The organism is Hyphomicrobium sp. (assembly GCF_020852195.1).
In the GTDB taxonomy this organism is placed as follows: domain Bacteria; phylum Pseudomonadota; class Alphaproteobacteria; order Rhizobiales; family Hyphomicrobiaceae; genus Hyphomicrobium_C.
This window is the reverse complement of the sequence record NZ_JADZBI010000168.1, coordinates 1-17515: the sequence shown is the minus strand read 5'-3', so window position 1 is coordinate 17515 and position 17515 is coordinate 1. Positions and strand designations below refer to the sequence as shown.

Below are 17515 nucleotides of genomic sequence, written 5' to 3'. Positions count from 1 at the left end.
GTCGGCACCGGCTACTTCGACGCCGTATCGCTGGCCATCACCGGCGGCACCTCGTCCACGACCGCGATGTCGGAATCGACCGAGACCGCGCAGTTCCAGCCGGCCGCCGAATGACCTGCGAGCCCATCGGACCCTTCGGCCCCTTTACAGGAGACAATCCCATGCGTCCTGCAGACGTCATCCCGATACCCGAGCCCTTCAACGGGCCGCGCCCGTCCGACATCGAGTTTCACATCCGCAAGGTCGCCGACTGCGTGCACAGGCTCAATCTCTTCATCTCCCACGCCGTAGAGGCCGGGGCCACCGTTGAACTCTTACGAGGATCCCGCGCCCACAATGGACGCGGCCAGTGGGGCGATCAGATGATCCCTATCGTCAAGCTCCCGGAAACGAAGGACAGCCGGGAGTAGTGCAATGGCGCCCCCTAATGTGTGCGAGACGCGCTTCGTCGAGATCGTCTTCCCCGAGCAGGCAAACCACTACGGGACCCTGTTCGGGGGAACGGCGCTCAACCTGATGAGCAAGGCCGCCGCCATCGCGGCGGCCCGCAGGGCCGGTGGAAGCGTCGTAATGGCCTCCTCGGACAAGGTGGACTTTCACGTTCCGGTGCTGGTCGGCCAGATCGTCGAGCTCTGCGCTCGCGTCGAGCGCGTCGGCCGAAGCTCGATGACGGTCAAGGTCGATGTCATCGCCGAGACGCTCGGAAAGACCGACCGGAAGCTCGCCATGCAGGGGAGCTTTGAGATGGTCGCCGTCGATGCCGAGGGCCGTCCCACACCGATCGTCTCCCCTGCAGCCGCCGCTTAAGTATTCCAAAAAAAAGGTCACTGACATGATTCAGGCCGCCAACCTCGGCTTCCCGCGCATCGGCATCAGGAGAGAGCTCAAGAAGGCCACCGAGGCCTATTGGAAGGGCGAGATCGACTACGCCGCCCTGCGCACAATCGGCGCCGAGCTGCGCGCGCGTCACTGGACGCTTCAGAGCGAGGCGGGGATCGACGTCATCCCGTCCAACGATTTCTCGTTCTACGACCAGGTCCTCGACATGTCGGCCATGGTGGGCGCCGTCCCGCCGCGTTTCCGCAAGCCGGAGGCAGAGGCGGGTACCCGCATTGCTGCCGCCCACCGTACCGCGAGCGCCTATGCCGTGATGGCCGACGTGGCGGAGCTTGGGGCAGAGCAGGGGGCCTCGGTGGATTTCGACACCTACTTCGCCATGGCGCGCGGCTCCGACGCCGCGCCGGCGATGGAAATGACGAAGTGGTTCGACACCAACTATCACTACATCGTGCCCGAGTTCCACGCCGACCAGGCGTTCGCGCTCACGTCGCGCAAGGCGATCGACGAGTTCAAGGAAGCCAAGGCTCTCGGCATCCATACACGCCCGGTTCTGATCGGGCCGGTGACTTACCTCTCCCTCGGCAAGCCGAAAGACGCCGGCCTCGAGCCGATTTCGCTGATCGAGAAGCTATTGCCCGTCTACACGGAAATCCTGTCCGCGCTCACAGCAGCAGGCGCCGACTGGGTGCAGCTCGACGAGCCGATCCTAGTGACGGACCTGTCGGAAACGCAGAAGGCTGCGTTCGAGGCGGCCTATGCCAAGCTCTCATCGATGGGCGTGAACATCCTGCTTGCGACCTATTTCGGCGGATTGGGCGAGAACCTCTCCCTCGTTGCCAGGCTGCCTGTCGACGGCCTGCACGTGGACCTTGTGCGGGCTCCGGACCAGCTCGACGCCGTGCTCAATATTTGGCCGGCCGCGCGCCACCTCTCGCTGGGCGTCATCGACGGCCGCAACATCTGGCGCGCCGACCTTGACCAGGCTCTTGCCAAAATCGAGCGCGCGATCGCGGCGCGGGGCCGCAACGGGCTTCAGATTGCGCCATCCTGCTCGCTGCTCCATTCGCCCGTCGATCTCGCATCCGAGCAGAAGCTTGACGACGAGCTTAAATCCTGGCTTGCCTATGCGCGCCAGAAGCTTGTCGAGGTCGCGGCGCTGACCAATGCGGCAACTCACGGCAAAGCTGCAGCCGCACAGGCCTTCGCAGAAGGCGCTGCGGCGATCGCATCGCGCGCTACGTCGAAGCGCATCAATGATCCAGCGGTCAAAGCCCGAGCTGCTGCCGTCACCTCCACAGACCTGAGCCGCGGCGCAGACTTCGCCGAGCGCCGCGCCCGCCAACGCGCACGGCTGAAGCTGCCGGAGTTTCCGACTACGACCATCGGCTCCTTCCCGCAGACCGAAGCGGTGCGCAAGGCCCGCGCCGCCTTCAAGCGCGGCGAGATAGATGCCGCAGCCTATGACGCGTTCCTGAGGCGCGCGACGGAGGAGGCCGTACGCAAACAGGAGGAACTCGACCTCGACGTGCTCGTGCACGGCGAGTTCGAGCGCAACGACATGGTGGAATACTTCGGCGAGCGGCTTTCGGGCTTTGCCTTCACGCAGAACGGCTGGGTGCAGTCCTATGGCTCGCGGTACGTGAAGCCGCCGATCATCTTCGGCGACGTCTCGCGCCCGCGCCCGATGACGGTCGCGTGGTCCAGCTACGCCAAGTCCCTGACGAACAAGCCCGTGAAAGGTATGCTGACGGGGCCGGTGACGATTCTGCAATGGTCATTCGTGCGCGATGACCAGCCGCGTTCGCAGACCTGCAAGGAGATAGCGCTCGCGATCCGGGACGAGGTCGCCGATCTCGAGAAGGCCGACATCCCGATCATTCAGATCGACGAGCCTGCCCTGCGCGAAGGGTTGCCGCTGCGGCGCGCCGAATGGGACGCATACCTGCAGTGGGCCGTCGATTGCTTCCGTCTCGCCGCGGCGGGCGCCAGGCCCGAGGCGCAGATCCACACTCACATGTGCTACTGCGAGTTCAACGACATCATGCCGTCGATCGCGGCGCTCGATGCGGATGTCATCTCGATAGAGACCTCGCGCTCGGACATGGAGCTGCTCGAAAGCTTCTCAGATTTCAAATACCCGAATGAGATCGGACCCGGTGTGTACGATATCCATTCGCCCCGCTGCCCGTGCACCGATGACATGACGGCGCTCTTGCTCAAGGCGCGCGAGCGTCTGGCGCCGGACCAGATCTGGGTCAATCCGGATTGCGGGCTGAAGACCCGCCGGTGGGAGGAGGTCGTGCCGGCACTGAAGAACATGGTCGCTGCCGCAAGGAAGGTGCGAGCGGCCACCTCTACTTAGGAGAACTACGCTACTCTCGTCGTTGATCTCTGTTTTTTGGCCCATCTCGACATCGTCTCAGCTCCGCCCTTTGGCAGCTTGCGGGGTCTTAGAGACATTCATGCCGCTATGTGCTCCAGCAGTTCGGCATCATCGTTCTGCACCTTATTCACCCGCTTACTCACCGGCCACATGGTCATGGGTTCCGACGGAAACGGTACCAGCAAGTCCCGCGGGTCCGGTTCAAGCGGCGAGAGCTAGCGATTGTACGCGATGGGTGGAATGATCACCGGCATCCGGTCGTGGATGCCGGACATTAGCTCGTTGGCGTTCGTGGTGATGACCGCGAAGGTGCGCAGCCAGTCCTCGCCGCCGGGTCGTTTCCAGTTTTCCAAAATGGCAGCGAGCGCGAAGGGCTCACCCGTCTTCATGCCCACCGCGTAGGGCTGCTTGCTCCCCTTGGTCCCCTTCCACTCGAAGAAGTTGTCGATGGGCAGCAGGCAACGGCGCTTCTTGTAGGCGTTCCGGAAAGAGGGAAGGGAGGCGATGGTCTCGGCCTTGGCGTTGATGGGCTTGCGCCCGCCTCCTTCACCCAGCTGGGGATGAGCCTCAGGTGAGATGATCCAGCGTCCGCTCCCCGCTTTCCGGGTGCTGGCGAATGACCAGAAAGCGTTGGCTGGGCGCGCCGTTGTACCGCCACACAAAGGGTTCGTCGACCAGGCCCACGGTCATCAGGCCAAGCCCAAGGCGCTTGATGTCACTCTTCTGCGTAACCCGCCCACACATCGGCGCTGCCTGTAGCTTGAGAGAGGCTGAACGGAATATCGGCCGAGGGGAGTGGCGGATTCAAGGGGTGCGCTGTCCCGTCGGCCATTCCCAAGAATACGAAAGAGACGGGCGCATACGCGAGGCCGTCTCTCTCATCTTCAAGCGTAGCGCGCACCATACATGCGCTCTTCACCGTCTGGGCCTTGGCTTCGCCAGCTGTACCGTGCGTCCAGCATGCACACACATAGCTGCCCAACAGCAACGGCCCTTGCTCACCCGCTCGCCACACTCCCGCCAGCGATTGCCGTTGCCAACACCCCCTGTTGCAGAACCGCACGGCGCCGCAGACCACCGCCTCACAGAATCGTGAATCCAGCCCAACTACGCCATACGATCCCACGGTACGCCAATCGCTTCTCGCCGCCGCAAGGGCACTTGCGCAGCGCCATCGCCAACGCTTTCGTTAGCGCATGACCCAATCCAACGACCCCCGCGATTTCACCCGAGAGCGACTTGAACGGGCGCTGGCAACCGCGGCGCAACTGCTTTCCGTCGACCCCGACGCCCCAACTTGGCCATTCCGGGTTCTTGAGGAAGCGCTTGCCCGTCACAGTCAAGACGACGTCCGGGCCCGCGCAGCCCTCTTCCTTGCCCAAAGGAAACCGCCGGCGCCTTGAACGCGATCTGCGTCAGCACATCGTGCTTCATCTTCAAGAGATAGCCGCGCCCGTACTTTTCCTTGCCCGTCGCATGCCCCATCAGGATATCGACCAGCTCATCCTTCACCCCGGCATCCCGCAGCCGATCCTTGAAGGCATGCCGCAATGAATAGAAGCTCTGCCCCTCACGCTGCAGAAGACTATTCTTCTTCAGGTGCTTGTTAACCGCCGCCGACAGCACATCAGCCTTGTCGCGGTAGTGCGGAAAGCCCTTCGGAAAGGCTTTCATCACCTCCAACGCGACGCCGACCAACGGAACGTCCCTGACCGAGTTGGCCGTCTTGAGCTCACGCCCTTCCTCCGTCAGTTGCACGAACGGAATCTCAGCATCGACATGGATGGTGCTCTCATCCAGTCCGCATACCTCCGAGGGACGCAGGCCCAACTCGGCAACAACGTAAAAGATGCCCCGCGCCTGGTCGTTCAACTTGTCCATCGCACCCGGCGCCAGGAGCACGTTCTGGATATGCTCGGCATCCATGGATTCTCGCTGCCTTTTCTCCCCGCCGCGGATGGTTTTCCGGTGGAAGATGTCCTCCATCTTCAGCCGCTGAAAATCATTGATCTCCCGAAACATCGCCGCCACATAGCCAATCTGCTTGTTGGCGCTGTCAATCAACACCTCACCCGCCAGCACACGCTTGTTCCAATAGTCCCGCAGCGCGAACGCATCGTCATGCGTCAGCTCCCTCACCAGTTTGGACTTACCCGCGATCCCGACAAGCACGCCAAGCGCCGTCTCCCGCGTTGTCCGCCAACGCTTCATTTGGGCCGGAGATTTCCTGAGCAACGATGCGCCAAGAATGCTCTCATACGTCGCCAGCATTTCGGTAACCTTGGTGCCCGTCTTCGGACTATCCACCTCACCGAGCAACGCTGGCCTCGCGGCGCGCTGGTCCACCGGCGAAAGCAGCTCCAGAGTCTCCATGCGCTTTATCAGCTCTGCCAGCTGCTCCTGCAGCGCGGCCTCCTCCACATACTCGCAGCCGAAACGCCTTGCCGTTTCCTGCGCCCATTGATGGCGCTGGACGCCTTCGGGATTCCGCCCGGCCTTCAAGTCCTTCCAGTAGAGGCGCAGCTCGGCATCCAGCCTCGCCACCACCTTGCGAGCCGCGACACCGCGGGGGTCATCCGCAATGCGGATGCGCGTGGTCATCGCCACCTTTTCCCGCCTATCCAGCTTCGCGTATTCGGCCGGCACGCGCCGGACCAGATACCAATAGCCGTTCACCTTCCGCGGCTGGGCCGGCTCGCCATATCTCGACATGCGAGGTTCCGTTGAAATTGCGACCGGCTCCCCATCAATCACACGGGGATTGGGTCGTCATTGGGAATGTACAAACCCCACCCTAGCTACGCTTTACCCCGCAGCAGACGGCGTTTGTTCCGCAATTTCAACGATGTAAGATCAAGAGGACTGGTGGAGGGGGCTGGATTCGAACCAGCGTAGGCGAAGCCAACGGATTTACAGTCCGTCCCCTTTAGCCACTCGGGCACCCCTCCGTGACCAATCCTGGGCAGCCAAGCATAGGGGCGCGCTTTACGCGTCGTGCCCTCGCATCCCGGCCTCTAAACGAAATCGCCCTGCGCTCGCCGAGCGGCAGGGCAATGCCCGTCCTTATGGTAATCCCCCCTGCCGATGTCAATTGGAAAAGCGCGAGAAAACCCGTATGGGTTCGCCTCCTTGAGCGGACCGGAGCACCACGGGCAATGGCAGGCGGCTTACCCGGCAGGAAAGGGGCGAAGATGCGCCCCTTCGGCGGCCCTAAGGGCGGCGGCGATCGGCGGAAAGGCGCCCATGGGCGCGCGGGCGGACGGGCCGAAATTCCGGACGACGACGGGCTCGTTCGTCTGTTCGGCAGCCATGCGGTGGAGGCGGCGCTCTGCAACCCGCGGCGACGGGTGCGGCGCCTGCTGGCGACCGAGAACGCCGAGCGCCGCCTTGCCGAGGTGATCGCCGCGCGGGGCGTCGTCATCGACCGGGCGACGCCCGGCGACCTCGACCACCTGCTCGGCGCCGATACGGTGCACCAGGGGTTGCTGCTCGAAGCGGAGCACCTGCCGGAGCCTAGTCTCGACGAGCTCGTCGCGCGCGCCGAGCGGATGGGTCCGCTCGTGCTGCTCGACCATGTCACGGACCCGCACAACGCCGGCGCGGTGCTCCGATCGGCCGCCGCATTCGGAGCAGCCGGACTCATCTTCACGCGCCGCCACAGCCCGCCGCTCAACGGCGTGCTGGCCAAGGCGGCGTCGGGTGCGCTCGATCTGGTGCCCGTGCTGCCGGTGCAGAACCTCGCGCGCACCATGCTCGAGCTCAAGGCGCTCGGCTTCCGGATGATCGGCCTCGAGGGCACGGCGGCCGATCCGCTCGAGGAGGAGACGTTCGCGGGGCTCAGCGCTCTGGTGCTCGGCGCCGAAGGCAAGGGGCTGCGCGCGCTCACGCAGGAAACCTGCGACCGGCTGGTCTCGATCACGACGGCCGACACGCTCGCGAGCCTCAACGTCTCCAACGCCGCGGCCGTGGCGCTGCATTGGGCGCTGCTGGCGCGCCGGCGGGCTCGGACATAGCAAAAAAAAGGCGGGGCCTGATGGCCGCCGCCTTCCCTTCAGCTATCCCGCGGCCACCGAGTGGCGCAGGGATCAATCGCAGTATGTCGGGCGCCAGCAGGTCCAGCGTCCACCGCGGCAGACGCGGTCACCCCAACTATTGGTGAAGCAGCGCCGGTTCTTCCAACCGCACTCCTCCGGGCCCGGGTAGCACTCGCCAGCGTACCGATAGTGACGGTCGCGCTCATGCGCATAGGCGCCGAGCAAGCCAAGGCCAATGATGCCGGCGGCAATGCCCGCGGCCACGCGCCCGCCGCGGCCCGCTTCCGCGGGCTGGATCGAAGAGGCGGTCACACCGACAACCAGAGCCAGCGCCATCAGCGCCTGCATAACCTTCTTGATCATGGGTCTCTCCCCATCTCGATAAAGTCTGCTTCCGCCCGATAACGCAGATCGGCGGTCACAAGTTTCAGACCTGCAGCGAATACATATGACGGATGAATAGGGCATGAACGCGGAGCGATGACGCCCGAAAAACGTCGAAAAGCCGCTGCGAAGGCGGCTTTTGGACGTCATGCGCATATGTTTGGCGCGTCAGATCACCAGTGATGGCGACGATGCCATTTGCGGTGGGCGTAGTAGCGCTTCGGGTAGCCCCAGGCTTGGTAGTAGGGCGGAAGCGACGCAAACGGCCGATAGTGATTGCGGCGGTAGCGGAGCTCGTAGGTCGGACGCCAGTAGCCCGAGTTGTAGTAGGGATAGTAGCGACGCGGGGCGTACTCGTACGCGTAGCGGTCGTACTCCCAGTCGGAACGATAGTGGCGGTGGTAGTACTTGTAGTGCCCGTGCGCGCCGTCGTGGTGGTGGCGGCGATGGCCGGCCTCGGCGGCGACCGGAATCAGGGCAAGGCCGATTGCGGCCGCAAGCAGGGCGATGACCCGTGAACGCATGACAAGCTCCTCGCTGTCGATCTCAGCAGATTTCCCCATCACCTTAGCGCGAAACGCATAACATTGCTTTAACTTCGTCGACCCATGGAACGCCTGCGGTCGCCCGGCTTGCTGCTGCATCGCGTCTCGTCCCGCCCTTGCCCGTGTGTGCTGCGGCACATTCTCCGTAAGCTGCCGACAGGCCCCGGACAGCACTGTTTGTGAACGACTTCCATGCTATGCGACGGCCATGACAATTCTCGTGACAGGCGGCGCCGGGTACATCGGCAGCCATATGGTGCTGGCGCTGCTTGATGCGGGCGAGCCGGTCGTCGTGGTCGACAATCTGTCGACCGGGTTTCGCTCGGCCGTGCCGGAGCCTGCGATCCTCGTTGAAGGCAATATCGGCAACCAGGACCTCGTGCGGCGCGTCATTGACGCGCATCGGGTACGGGCCATCATCCATTTCGCCGGCTCGATCGTCGTGCCGGACTCGGTCACCGATCCGCTCGGCTATTATCTGAACAACACCGTCAACTCGCGGGCGCTGATCGAGGTCGCCGTGCAAACGGGCGTCCGCTCGTTCATCTTCTCCTCGACCGCCGCCGTCTACGGAAATCCGACGGAGATCCCAGTCAAGGAGGACGCCGTCCTCAAGCCGGTTTCGCCCTACGGCACATCAAAGCTGATGACCGAGCTGATGCTCGCGGACACGGCTTTCGCGCACGATCTCCGCTATGTGGCGCTGCGCTATTTCAATGTCGCGGGCGCCGATCCCGCCGGCCGCGCCGGGCAATCGACGCCGCGCGCCACGCATCTGATCAAGGTCGCGTGCGAGACGGCGCTCGGCAAGCGCGCCTCCATGGACGTGTTCGGCACCGACTACCCGACTTCCGACGGTACGTGCATCCGCGACTACATTCACGTCTCGGATCTGGTGGCGGCGCACATGGTGGCACTGCGCTACCTCGAAGGCGGCGGCGCCTCGGACGTCTTCAACTGCGGGTATTCGTCCGGCTACTCGGTGCTCGAGGTCATCGAGGCCGTCAAGCGCGCGGCCGGCGGACCCTTCCCGGTCAACCTCGCTGCCCGCCGCCCGGGTGATCCGAAGGCCATCGTCGCGGACTCGACGAAAATCCGCAGTCGCCTCGGATGGGAGCCGAAGCTTGCGGACCTGGACCTGATCGTGACGCATGCGCTCGCCTGGGAGCGCTCGCTCAAGAGGTGAGTGCCCCGTTGCCCGGCTCTCAGTCTTCCACCTCGAACGTCACCTTGCAGGTTACGCGGTAGGTTGCGAGCTTGCCTTTGCCGTTCACGGTCGCCGAGAAGTCCTGCACCCAAACCGACCTGATGTTCTTCACGGACTTGGCGGCCTTGCTGACCGCCTTCTGGGCGGCGTCCTCCCAGGACGACGACGACTCCGACATCAGCTCGATGACTTTGTTCACGGACATGGTGCGCTCTCCTTTCGGAATTGCATCCCGCATCTCCCGCTCTCGCGGCGCCCCGCCCGTGCAAAGGCTATCGGCTATCCCGTTCGGGATCAAACGGCGCGGACCGGCCGGCCGCCGGGAGGGAAATCCGGCGCATCCGGCCAGCTCTCGGCGGCGCATGGGGCGCGGCGCGAGAAGGATGTTCCCTTGATAGATTTGTGATATTCGTCCGCTGCGTCGCAGCGCCATGCCGGCTTAGCTCAGTGGTAGAGCAGCGGTTTTGTAAACCGTTGGTCGGGAGTTCAAATCTCTCAGCCGGCACCAGCCGTCTTCTATATCTTTGATTGTGCTGACGCTTTCTCCTGGCGGCGTATGAAGCCGAAGGCCGGCGCGTCGGCGGTTCCAAGCGTCGCGTGAAGCTTGGCCAGTGGTCGACGGGCTGCCGACGGCCGGGCCGATGGGTGTGAATCCCGTCGGCTGGTTCACGATGCGCATCGACTGTTGACAAAGTGAACAGGGCGTTCTGCCGAAGTGTCAGTGCGGCCGCTCGAAATTCAACGTAACCATCCAGAATCCTTGCCACTCTGAGCTGGCCTGGGAATTGCCTGCCTTACCCTCGGTAGTTCTGACGTCAATCGCAGACCCAGAGGCAACGCGCGAGACGCAATCGACGGCCCTCAATTGTCGGGGCCATGGATCGGCGTTTGCGTCACGAACTGGGTCGCAATCATCTTGAGCAGGCAAAAGACTAGGATGGCGAAGATCATTCACAGCATGATCCGGGTTCTGGATGAGCAGAAATCGGTCGACTTCTATCGCACAGCGCTTGGACTCGAAGTCGCCGACCGGTTCCCGTTCGACGGCTTTACGCTGATCTATCTCCGGAACCCCGAGAACGACATGGAGCTGGAGCTGACGGTCAATCACGGCCGGGCGGAACCCTATGCGCAAGGCGAGGGCTACGGCCACGTGGCGGTCGCCGTCGACAATCTCGACGCCGAGCACCAGCGCCTGAGCGACGCCGGGCTCTCTCCGACGCCGATCAAGGAGTTCTTCCGGGAGGGGGCACTGATGGCCCGCTTCTTCTTCATCGTCGATCCCGACCAATACAAGATCGAGGTTCTGCAACGACACGGCCGCTACCAATAACGCGATCTGAAGCATCGCGAAAAAAATCGAGACGTAAATGGGAGGAATAACATCATGCGTGTTGTCGACAAAACCACGCGCGTCGGTCGCAGGGAGTTCCTGAGAACGACAGCCGGCGCTGCTGCCGTCGCCGCGGTGGCGCCGACGGTGAGCGGACAGGCACTCGCCGAGCCGCTGAAGACCGTTACTTCACCGGCAGCAGCCACGCTCGTCCAAATGGCGCGCGATCTCTATCCGCACGATGCGTTGCCCACCAAGTTCTACCAGAGCGCGGTCTCCATCATCGATACGGAGGTTTCCGGGAGCGCCGACACCATCAACCTGCTGGCCGATGGCGCCGTCGAACTCGACGCCGCTGCCAAGAAGTTGAAAGGCATGCCCTACGCGGCGATCGCGGACGAGGTGGAGAGGGTTGCCGTACTCAAGTCGATCGAGTCCACGCCGTTCTTCGCCAGGATGCGCTCGGGAATGGTGACGGCTCTCTATAACCAGCACGATCTCTGGATCAAGTTTGGCTACGAGGGGCCATCGTTCGAGAAAGGTGGGTATCTCCACCGCGGCTTCGACGATATTGACTGGCTGCCCTGAGCGGGAGGGAAACGCGATGGCCAAATTCGATCTGAACGACGATAGCGTCGTGGTTGTCATCGGCTCGGGTGCCGGTGGCGGAACTTTATCCAACGAGCTCGCACAGAAGGGCATCAAGGTGGTCTGCCTCGAAGCCGGCGGCCGCTTCGACACCAGCGATTTCATCAACGACGAATGGGCGAGCTACGCGCACCTCGCCTGGACGGACAAGCGGACGACGTCCGGCTCCTGGCGCGTGGCGCAGGATTTTCCGGAGCTGCCGGCCTGGATCGTCAAGGCCGTCGGCGGCACGACCACGCACTGGGCCGGCGCGTCGCTGCGCTTCCAGGATCACGAGTGGAAGGCGCGGAGCACCTACGGCGACATAAAGGGAGCCGCCCTTCTCGATTGGCCCATCGACGGTGCGGAGATGGCGCCTTGGTACGCGAAGGCCGAATCCAAGATGGGAACGACCGGCACCAACGACATTCCCAGGCTGCCGGGCAACAACAACTACAAGATCCTGCACGCCGGTGCCACGAAGCTGGGCTACAAGAAGGTCCACACCGGAAACATGTCCATCAACAGCCAGCCTCGCGATGACCGCGCGAGCTGCCAGCAGCTCGGATTCTGTTTCCAGGGCTGCAAGATGGGCGCCAAATGGTCGACGCTCTACTCCGAGATCCCGAAGGGAGAGGCGACGGGGAATCTCGAGGTGCGTGCCCACGCGTACGTCGTGCAGATCGAGCACGACGCGGGCGGGAAGGTTACTGGCGTCGTCTATGCCGACGGTGACGGCAAGATGCAGCGGCAGAAGGCGCGTCTCGTCGCGCTGGCTGGCAACTCGATCGAAAGCCCGCGCCTGCTCCTGAACTCGCACAGCGCGCTCTTTCCCCATGGCCTTGCCAACGGGGCGGGCCAGGTCGGACGACACTACATGCGGCACACGACCGGGTCCGTCTACGCGGTGTTCGACAAGCCGGTGCACATGTACCGGGGGACGACCATGGCCGGCATCGTCCAGGACGAGGCGCGCAACGACCCGTCACGCGGCTATGTCGGCGGCTACGAACTCGAGACGATATCGCTGGGGATCCCCTTCATGGCGGCGTTTCTTGAACCCGGGAGCTGGGGGCGCGATTTCACCGCAACGCTCGATGCCTACGACAACATGGCCGGGCTCTGGATCGTGGGAGAGGACATGCCGCAGGCGAGCAACCGCGTGAGCCTCAATACGGATTTCAAGGACAAGCACGGCATGTCGATCGCCAACGTCCACTATGACGATCACGCGAACGACGAGGCGATGCGCAGCCACGCATTCAAGCAAGGAGCCGCCATCTACGAAGCGGTCGGGGCTAGCAAGGTCCTGCTGACGCCGCCCTATCCCTCCACCCACAACCTCGGCACCAACCGCATGAGCGAGAAGCCGGAAGACGGTGTCGTCAACCGCTGGGGCCAGACCCATGAGGTGAAGAACCTGTTCATCTCAGACGGGAGCGTCTTCACGACGGGTGGGGCAGAGAACCCGACGCTGACGATCGTGGCCCTAGCCATCCGCCAGGCCGATCACCTCGCCGGCCTGATGAGCCGGAACGAGATCTAGCGGGGTACAGAGAAGGCCGTGACGGTTCTGCGAAACCTCCTCCGATCGAAGGAGGATGAGGGGCTTGTGCATGCGGGCGAGGCGCGGCAGCAGCATCGGGAGCTGCCCGCGCCTGCTTGTGCGCAGCAGGATGCCGCCACGCTGATCGGCCGCCTGCGCGCCATCGTGGGGCATGCCTACGTGCATGTCGGAAGCCGGGACACGAAGCGGTATGCGACGGGATACCGGTGTGGCTCAGGTCCCGTGGCCGCGGTCGTGAGACCGGGGACGTTGATCGAGCAGTGGCGCGTGCTGCAAGCCTGCATTTCCGCGAACGCCATCGTGATCATGCAGGGCGCCAACACGGGCCTGACCGGGGGATCCACGCCCAACGGCGTCTACGACCGTCCCATCGTCATCATCAACGCCATGAGAATTGCGGGCATTCATGTGCTCGGCGGCGGGGAGCAGGTCGTCTGTCTCCCCGGCGCGACGCTGCATGAACTGGAGAGAATTCTCGAGCCGCTCGCGCGCGAGCCCCATTCGGTGATTGGCTCTTCCTGCATCGGCGCGTCGGTGTTCGGCGGAATCTGCAACAACTCCGGAGGGGCACTGATCCGGCGCGGTCCGGCCTATACGGAGCTTGCGCTTTTCGCGCAACTCGACGGCCAGGGCGGGCTGCATCTCGTCAACCATCTCGGGATCGACCTCGGCGACGGCGTGGAGGGCATCCTGCGGCGCGTCGAGGCCGGAGACTTCGCCGAGGCCGATGTCAGCACCGCGAGCGGCCGGGCGGCGTCCGATCATCGCTATTGCGATCACGTTCGGCAGGTCGACGAGCCGACGCCGGCGCGGTTCAACGCCGACCCGTCGCGCCTGTTCGAGGCTTCCGGCTGTGCCGGCAAGGTCATGCTGCTCGCGGTCCGGCTCGATACGTTCCCCGCCGAGCGCCACACGACCACCTTCTACATCGGAACCAACGACGCCTCGGAGCTGAACGACCTGAGACGCCACATGCTGGCGCATTTCGCCGAGCTGCCGATCTCCGGCGAGTACCTGCACCGGGACGCATTCGACATCGCGGAGACCTACGGGAAGGACATGTTCCTCGCCATCCGCCATCTTGGCGCGAACCGCATTCCGACACTCATGGCATTGAAAAACCGGGTGGACCGCATTGCGGGCCGGCTCCCCGGCCAATTCCATCACGCGAGCGACCACATTCTCCAAACGCTGGCGCGGTTGTTTCCGGCGCATTTGCCCGCACGGATGAAACAATTTCGCGCGCGATTCGCGCATCATCTCCTGCTAAAAATGAGCGCTTCCGGAGCCGAGGAAACCCGCAGGCATTTGTCCGCGATGTTTCCCTCGGCGGGTGGCGACTTCTTCCAATGCACGCCGGACGAGGCGGAGAAAGCGTTCCTGCATCGCTTTGTGATTGCAGGCGCTGCGGTGCGGTATCGCGCCGTCCATGCGCGGGATGTCGAGGACATCGTCGCGCTCGACATTGCGCTACCGCGCAATGCAACGGACTGGTTCGAGACGCTGCCTGCGGAGCTGTCCCGATCGATCGTCAAATCGCTCTATTACGGCCACTTCTTCTGCCACGTGTTCCACCAGGACTACATCGTTGCGAAAGGGCACTGCCCGACGGCGCTCGAGGAGAAGATGTGGGCGCTGTTGGATGCGCGCGGCGCCGAATACCCCGCCGAGCACAACGTCGGACACCTGTATCATGCCAAGCCGGAGCTCGTGGCCCACTACCGTGCGCTCGATCCCTGCAATGTCTTCAATCCCGGCGTAGGACGCACCTCCAAGCAGGCACATTGGCTCTGACCGCACTGCAAATAGACCAACGTCTATAGCGAGCCTGCTGTGCAAGCGCGAAAACCGGCAACTTGCGGATGAGATTGCGGTCCATTGACATGCGCTCAATTGACACACAGCCCCGGCTAGATAAGAGTATCTGAAAAATTAATGAAACACGGCATAGCCGAGGCGTTATGGACGAAAGGGAGGTTCGAGGCGCCTGGGAGCGTTTTGTCAGCGGCAGCGATCCAATCGCCGCCGTTCGACCGGCCGTGAGTTCGTCGTGGCAGCGCTGCAAGGACTACAACGTCGAAGTGTCATGCCGTTCGGCGCCGCTCGTCTCGGAAGCCGAGCTCTATCGGCGCCGCTCCCAGAAAATCTCGCTCGCAGGCTTCGCCAGACCCGCGATGGAATGTGCGGCTCGCGCCCTCTCCGAGTCGTTCACGATGCTGAACCTCACGGATGAATCGGGTTTCATACTGGAGTCGTTCGGCGATCACAGAACAATCGATGCAGGCCGCAAGGTTCACCTGGAGGACGGCGGATGCTGGTCCGAGAAGGAGATGGGGACCAACGGCATCGGGACGGCATCAGCGACAAGGCAACCCGTTCAGATCCACGCCGCCGAGCATTTCTGTGAGGACGTCCAGACCTGGACATGCGCCGCGGCGCCGGTGCTTCACCCCCTCGACCGCGAGCTCCTGGCCGTTATCAACATCAGCGGCCCGCCGAAGACGTTCGGTTCCCAGAACCTGGCGCTCGTCATGTCCATTGCGGCACATGCCGAGTCCCTCATCGGGCAGGCGGTCAAAGGCGCCCATGACAAGCTCCTCTCGTTCTTTCACGACAAGCGGCGCAACTGGGCGAACCACGACATGATGCTGATCGATCGGCGCGCCGCGATCGTGCATGCCTCGTCCAATGCGCTGCGCAACCTGGCGGATCAGCAGCCAAGCGGCGGTGACCTTTCTTTCCTGCGGTCAGTCCCATTCCAGGATTGGGAAGCACGCCTCGCAGCGCGCCTCGCCAACGCGCGAACAGTGCTGATCGACGAGGGCGATTGCGAACTCGGCGCCATCATCGTTTTTTCAAGCAAGCAAAGCTTTGCCGGCGTCAAGGCGCGCCGGACGGCCGTCTCGACATCGTCGGATCGAGCGGCTGAACGAAGCGAGGATGTCACGGTCCCAGCTGCCGACGGCCCGTCCTGTGCATTCGTTGCCTCCGACGCGCGCGTGAGGACGATCTGCAGCCAGGTCGTGTCAGCAGCACGGATGCGCATGCCGATCCTCATCGGCGGACAGACCGGAACGGGCAAGGAGGAGCTCGCGCGCTTCATCCACAAGGCAAGCGGCCGCACCGGCGACTTCGTGCCCGTCAACTGCACCGCACTGCCCGAGGGCCTGATCGAGGCCGAGCTCTTCGGCTATGCGGACGGTGCATTCACGGGGGCCCGGAAGGGCGGTTCGGCGGGCCTTGCGCAAGAGGCCCATCAGGGAACCATGTTCCTCGACGAGATCGGGGATATGCCTCTTTCGCTGCAGTCTGTTCTTTTGCGCTTCCTCGATGACTTCACGGTGCGACCCATAGGCGGCAAGCCCAACAAGGTCGATCTCCTGCTCGTGTCGGCAACGAACGTGGATCTGCACGCGGCCGTGAGGGAGAAGCGCTTCCGTCCCGATCTTCTCTACCGCCTCAATACGCTGGAGGTGGTCTTGCCGCCGCTCCGCGAGCGCACGGATTTCCAGGAGATCGTCTGGCATCAGTTGCGGAAGATCAGCGCCACCGCCGACATCACGAGCGGCGCAATCGCCGCACTCGCGGGACAGTCCTGGCCGGGCAACGTGCGAGAGCTTCGCGCGGTGCTCTCCCGCCTCGTACTCATGGCTGGGGACAATGCCATAGACGAGACGATGGTTACGAGCACCCAGCCGGGCCAGCCCTATGTCTCCTTACGCAAGTCGCAACGGGCGCGGCTGCGTGCGGTCTATGAGGAGACTGGCGGAAACATCAGCGAGACGGCACGACGGCTTAACGTTTGCCGGAACACGGTCTACAGGGCCTTGAACGAGAAGGGCGACGACTAACCCCTTCTCCGTCTTCCTCTCTCGCAGTGCTACAAAAGTGAACATGGGCCTGCGGATGTGAGCAGAAGCGCAACATCCCGAGCGCTGTGCCGACGGTCAGCATCGATCGCTTAGGCATCCATTGGATGCCGATCCATACCTCGAAGAAAATCAATCGCGTATCGCGGCTCTCGCGTTCCGGTGCCTGCCGCGCGCACTTTGCGCCGCCATTGCTCCTGCCGATCACTGTGAATGTCCGAAGCGCCTAACATGGGCTGGCATAGCAATTGCCTGCCATTCTCGCGGCATGGATCGCGCGAAACGCTTGCTTTCGCTGAGATCGTGCGAGCGCGAACGAAGGGCGCCTCCTGTTCCGGGTCCCGCGCGCTTGGTCAGAAGAAAGAAGACTTTGAAAGGTGAGGAAATGCTGTCCAAGGGAAAAGTCAGGCTGACGAGATGGTCGCTCGCAGCGTGCATGGCGGTTTGCGCCAGCATGGCGCAGGCTGCGAACTGGACCGAATACGCCGGCGACAAGACGAGCTCGAGGTATGTTCCTGACGGCAAGGCGACGGCCGAGTCGGTGAAGAACATGAAGATCGTCTGGCGCCTTTCGCTGCCAGGCAACGATCTCTCTGCCGAGAACCCGGACCTGCGCACGTGGGTCAACGAGTCGACCCCGCTCGCGATCGACGGAACGGTCTACGCGACCTCGCCGCTCGGCATCGTCACGGCTGTCGACGGCTTGACCGGCAAGGAGAAGTGGCT

Annotated in this window: 15 protein-coding genes, 2 tRNA genes and 1 pseudogene; 12 read left to right on the top strand and 6 right to left on the bottom strand. The window is 63.4% G+C overall.

Translation table 11 applies throughout. From position 1 onward, the window contains the following. Window positions 1-161: 161 nt before the first annotated feature. The 3 genes from IT540_RS14390 to metE are packed head-to-tail and all read left to right on the top strand — an operon-like array spanning window position 162 to window position 3202. The gene (locus IT540_RS14390) at window positions 162-410 is read left to right on the top strand and encodes a hypothetical protein (protein WP_291179240.1); all 249 of its coding nucleotides are present in this window, start codon (window positions 162-164) and stop codon (window positions 408-410) included. A gap of 4 nt (window positions 411-414) precedes the next feature. Next, entirely contained in the window at window positions 415-807 is a 393-nt protein-coding gene (locus tag IT540_RS14385; protein ID WP_291179237.1) for an acyl-CoA thioesterase, read from the top strand. Window positions 808-832: 25 nt separating this feature from the next. After that, a complete protein-coding gene (gene metE / locus IT540_RS14380; protein WP_291179234.1) occupies window positions 833-3202 on the top strand; it encodes a 5-methyltetrahydropteroyltriglutamate--homocysteine S-methyltransferase in 2370 nt (789 codons plus the stop codon). A 236-nt stretch (window positions 3203-3438) separates the two neighbouring features. On the opposite strand, the gene IT540_RS14375 is transcribed toward metE, so the two are convergent. The 3 genes from IT540_RS14375 to IT540_RS14365 all read right to left on the bottom strand — a co-directional run bounded on the left by IT540_RS14375 (window position 3439) and on the right by IT540_RS14365 (window position 6171). After that, window positions 3439-3885, bottom strand: a complete 447-nt coding sequence (locus tag IT540_RS14375) for an SOS response-associated peptidase (RefSeq protein ID WP_291179232.1) — start codon at window positions 3883-3885, stop codon at window positions 3439-3441. A 562-nt stretch (window positions 3886-4447) separates the two neighbouring features. Continuing rightward, the gene (locus IT540_RS14370) at window positions 4448-5935 is read right to left on the bottom strand and encodes a tyrosine-type recombinase/integrase (RefSeq protein WP_291179229.1); all 1488 of its coding nucleotides are present in this window, start codon (window positions 5933-5935) and stop codon (window positions 4448-4450) included. Window positions 5936-6086: 151 nt separating this feature from the next. Next, window positions 6087-6171: transfer RNA gene (locus IT540_RS14365), tRNA-Tyr, on the bottom strand. A gap of 243 nt (window positions 6172-6414) precedes the next feature. Here IT540_RS14365 and rlmB point away from each other — a divergent pair. After that, window positions 6415-7236 carry a 23S rRNA (guanosine(2251)-2'-O)-methyltransferase RlmB gene (rlmB, locus tag IT540_RS14360; protein ID WP_291179226.1) on the top strand — a complete coding sequence of 274 codons (822 nt, stop codon included), beginning with the start codon at window positions 6415-6417 and terminating at the stop codon, window positions 7234-7236. A 72-nt stretch (window positions 7237-7308) separates the two neighbouring features. Here the strand turns inward: rlmB and IT540_RS14355 are convergent, their stop codons facing one another. Continuing rightward, window positions 7309-7620 (bottom strand): hypothetical protein, encoded by a 312-nt coding sequence (locus IT540_RS14355; protein WP_291179223.1) that lies wholly within the window; start codon window positions 7618-7620, stop codon window positions 7309-7311. 194 nt (window positions 7621-7814) lie between these two features. Then, on the bottom strand, window positions 7815-8165 hold the full coding sequence (locus IT540_RS14350; RefSeq protein ID WP_291179220.1) for a hypothetical protein: 351 nt from the start codon (window positions 8163-8165) through the stop codon (window positions 7815-7817). A gap of 229 nt (window positions 8166-8394) precedes the next feature. Here IT540_RS14350 and galE point away from each other — a divergent pair, with 229 nt between their 5' ends. Continuing rightward, window positions 8395-9372 (top strand): UDP-glucose 4-epimerase GalE, encoded by a 978-nt coding sequence (gene galE / locus IT540_RS14345; RefSeq protein WP_291179218.1) that lies wholly within the window; start codon window positions 8395-8397, stop codon window positions 9370-9372. Window positions 9373-9391: 19 nt separating this feature from the next. Here the strand turns inward: galE and IT540_RS14340 are convergent, their stop codons facing one another. Continuing rightward, window positions 9392-9598: a dodecin family protein gene (locus IT540_RS14340; RefSeq protein ID WP_291179215.1), complete on the bottom strand. Its 207-nt coding sequence runs from the start codon at window positions 9596-9598 to the stop codon at window positions 9392-9394. A 228-nt stretch (window positions 9599-9826) separates the two neighbouring features. Between IT540_RS14340 and IT540_RS14335 the strand changes: the two genes are divergently transcribed. The 7 genes and pseudogenes from IT540_RS14335 to IT540_RS14305 form a co-directional block, all read left to right on the top strand. Beyond that, window positions 9827-9901, top strand: a tRNA-Thr gene (locus tag IT540_RS14335). Window positions 9902-10330: 429 nt separating this feature from the next. Further along, window positions 10331-10726 (top strand): glyoxalase superfamily protein, encoded by a 396-nt coding sequence (locus IT540_RS14330; RefSeq protein WP_291179213.1) that lies wholly within the window; start codon window positions 10331-10333, stop codon window positions 10724-10726. 54 nt (window positions 10727-10780) lie between these two features. After that, window positions 10781-11314: a gluconate 2-dehydrogenase subunit 3 family protein gene (locus IT540_RS14325; RefSeq protein ID WP_291179210.1), complete on the top strand. Its 534-nt coding sequence runs from the start codon at window positions 10781-10783 to the stop codon at window positions 11312-11314. Between the two features lie 16 nt (window positions 11315-11330). After that, complete coding sequence (locus IT540_RS14320) at window positions 11331-12899, top strand: GMC family oxidoreductase (RefSeq protein WP_291179207.1); 1569 nt, start codon at window positions 11331-11333, stop codon at window positions 12897-12899. A gap of 102 nt (window positions 12900-13001) precedes the next feature. Continuing rightward, window positions 13002-14714 carry a D-lactate dehydrogenase gene (gene dld, locus IT540_RS14315; RefSeq protein ID WP_291179242.1) on the top strand — a complete coding sequence of 571 codons (1713 nt, stop codon included), beginning with the start codon at window positions 13002-13004 and terminating at the stop codon, window positions 14712-14714. Between the two features lie 245 nt (window positions 14715-14959). Next, the gene (locus tag IT540_RS14310) at window positions 14960-16771 is read left to right on the top strand and encodes a sigma-54-dependent Fis family transcriptional regulator (protein ID WP_291179204.1); all 1812 of its coding nucleotides are present in this window, start codon (window positions 14960-14962) and stop codon (window positions 16769-16771) included. A 403-nt stretch (window positions 16772-17174) separates the two neighbouring features. Then, window positions 17175-17515, top strand: a pseudogene (locus IT540_RS14305) (hypothetical protein); the annotation flags it as partial.

Bases quoted from the DNA above. Each gene is read 5' to 3' on its own strand.
- IT540_RS14390 (WP_291179240.1), top strand. From the start codon at position 162: ATGCGTCCTGCAGACGTCATCCCGATACCCGAGCCCTTCAACGGGCCG.
- IT540_RS14385 (WP_291179237.1), top strand. From the start codon at position 415: ATGGCGCCCCCTAATGTGTGCGAGACGCGCTTCGTCGAGATCGTCTTC.
- metE (WP_291179234.1), top strand. From the start codon at position 833: ATGATTCAGGCCGCCAACCTCGGCTTCCCGCGCATCGGCATCAGGAGA.
- IT540_RS14370 (WP_291179229.1), bottom strand. From the start codon at position 5,935: ATGTCGAGATATGGCGAGCCGGCCCAGCCGCGGAAGGTGAACGGCTAT.
- rlmB (WP_291179226.1), top strand. From the start codon at position 6,415: ATGCGCCCCTTCGGCGGCCCTAAGGGCGGCGGCGATCGGCGGAAAGGC.
- IT540_RS14355 (WP_291179223.1), bottom strand. From the start codon at position 7,620: ATGATCAAGAAGGTTATGCAGGCGCTGATGGCGCTGGCTCTGGTTGTC.
- IT540_RS14350 (WP_291179220.1), bottom strand. From the start codon at position 8,165: ATGCGTTCACGGGTCATCGCCCTGCTTGCGGCCGCAATCGGCCTTGCC.
- galE (WP_291179218.1), top strand. From the start codon at position 8,395: ATGACAATTCTCGTGACAGGCGGCGCCGGGTACATCGGCAGCCATATG.
- IT540_RS14340 (WP_291179215.1), bottom strand. From the start codon at position 9,598: ATGTCCGTGAACAAAGTCATCGAGCTGATGTCGGAGTCGTCGTCGTCC.
- IT540_RS14330 (WP_291179213.1), top strand. From the start codon at position 10,331: ATGGCGAAGATCATTCACAGCATGATCCGGGTTCTGGATGAGCAGAAA.
- IT540_RS14325 (WP_291179210.1), top strand. From the start codon at position 10,781: ATGCGTGTTGTCGACAAAACCACGCGCGTCGGTCGCAGGGAGTTCCTG.
- IT540_RS14320 (WP_291179207.1), top strand. From the start codon at position 11,331: ATGGCCAAATTCGATCTGAACGACGATAGCGTCGTGGTTGTCATCGGC.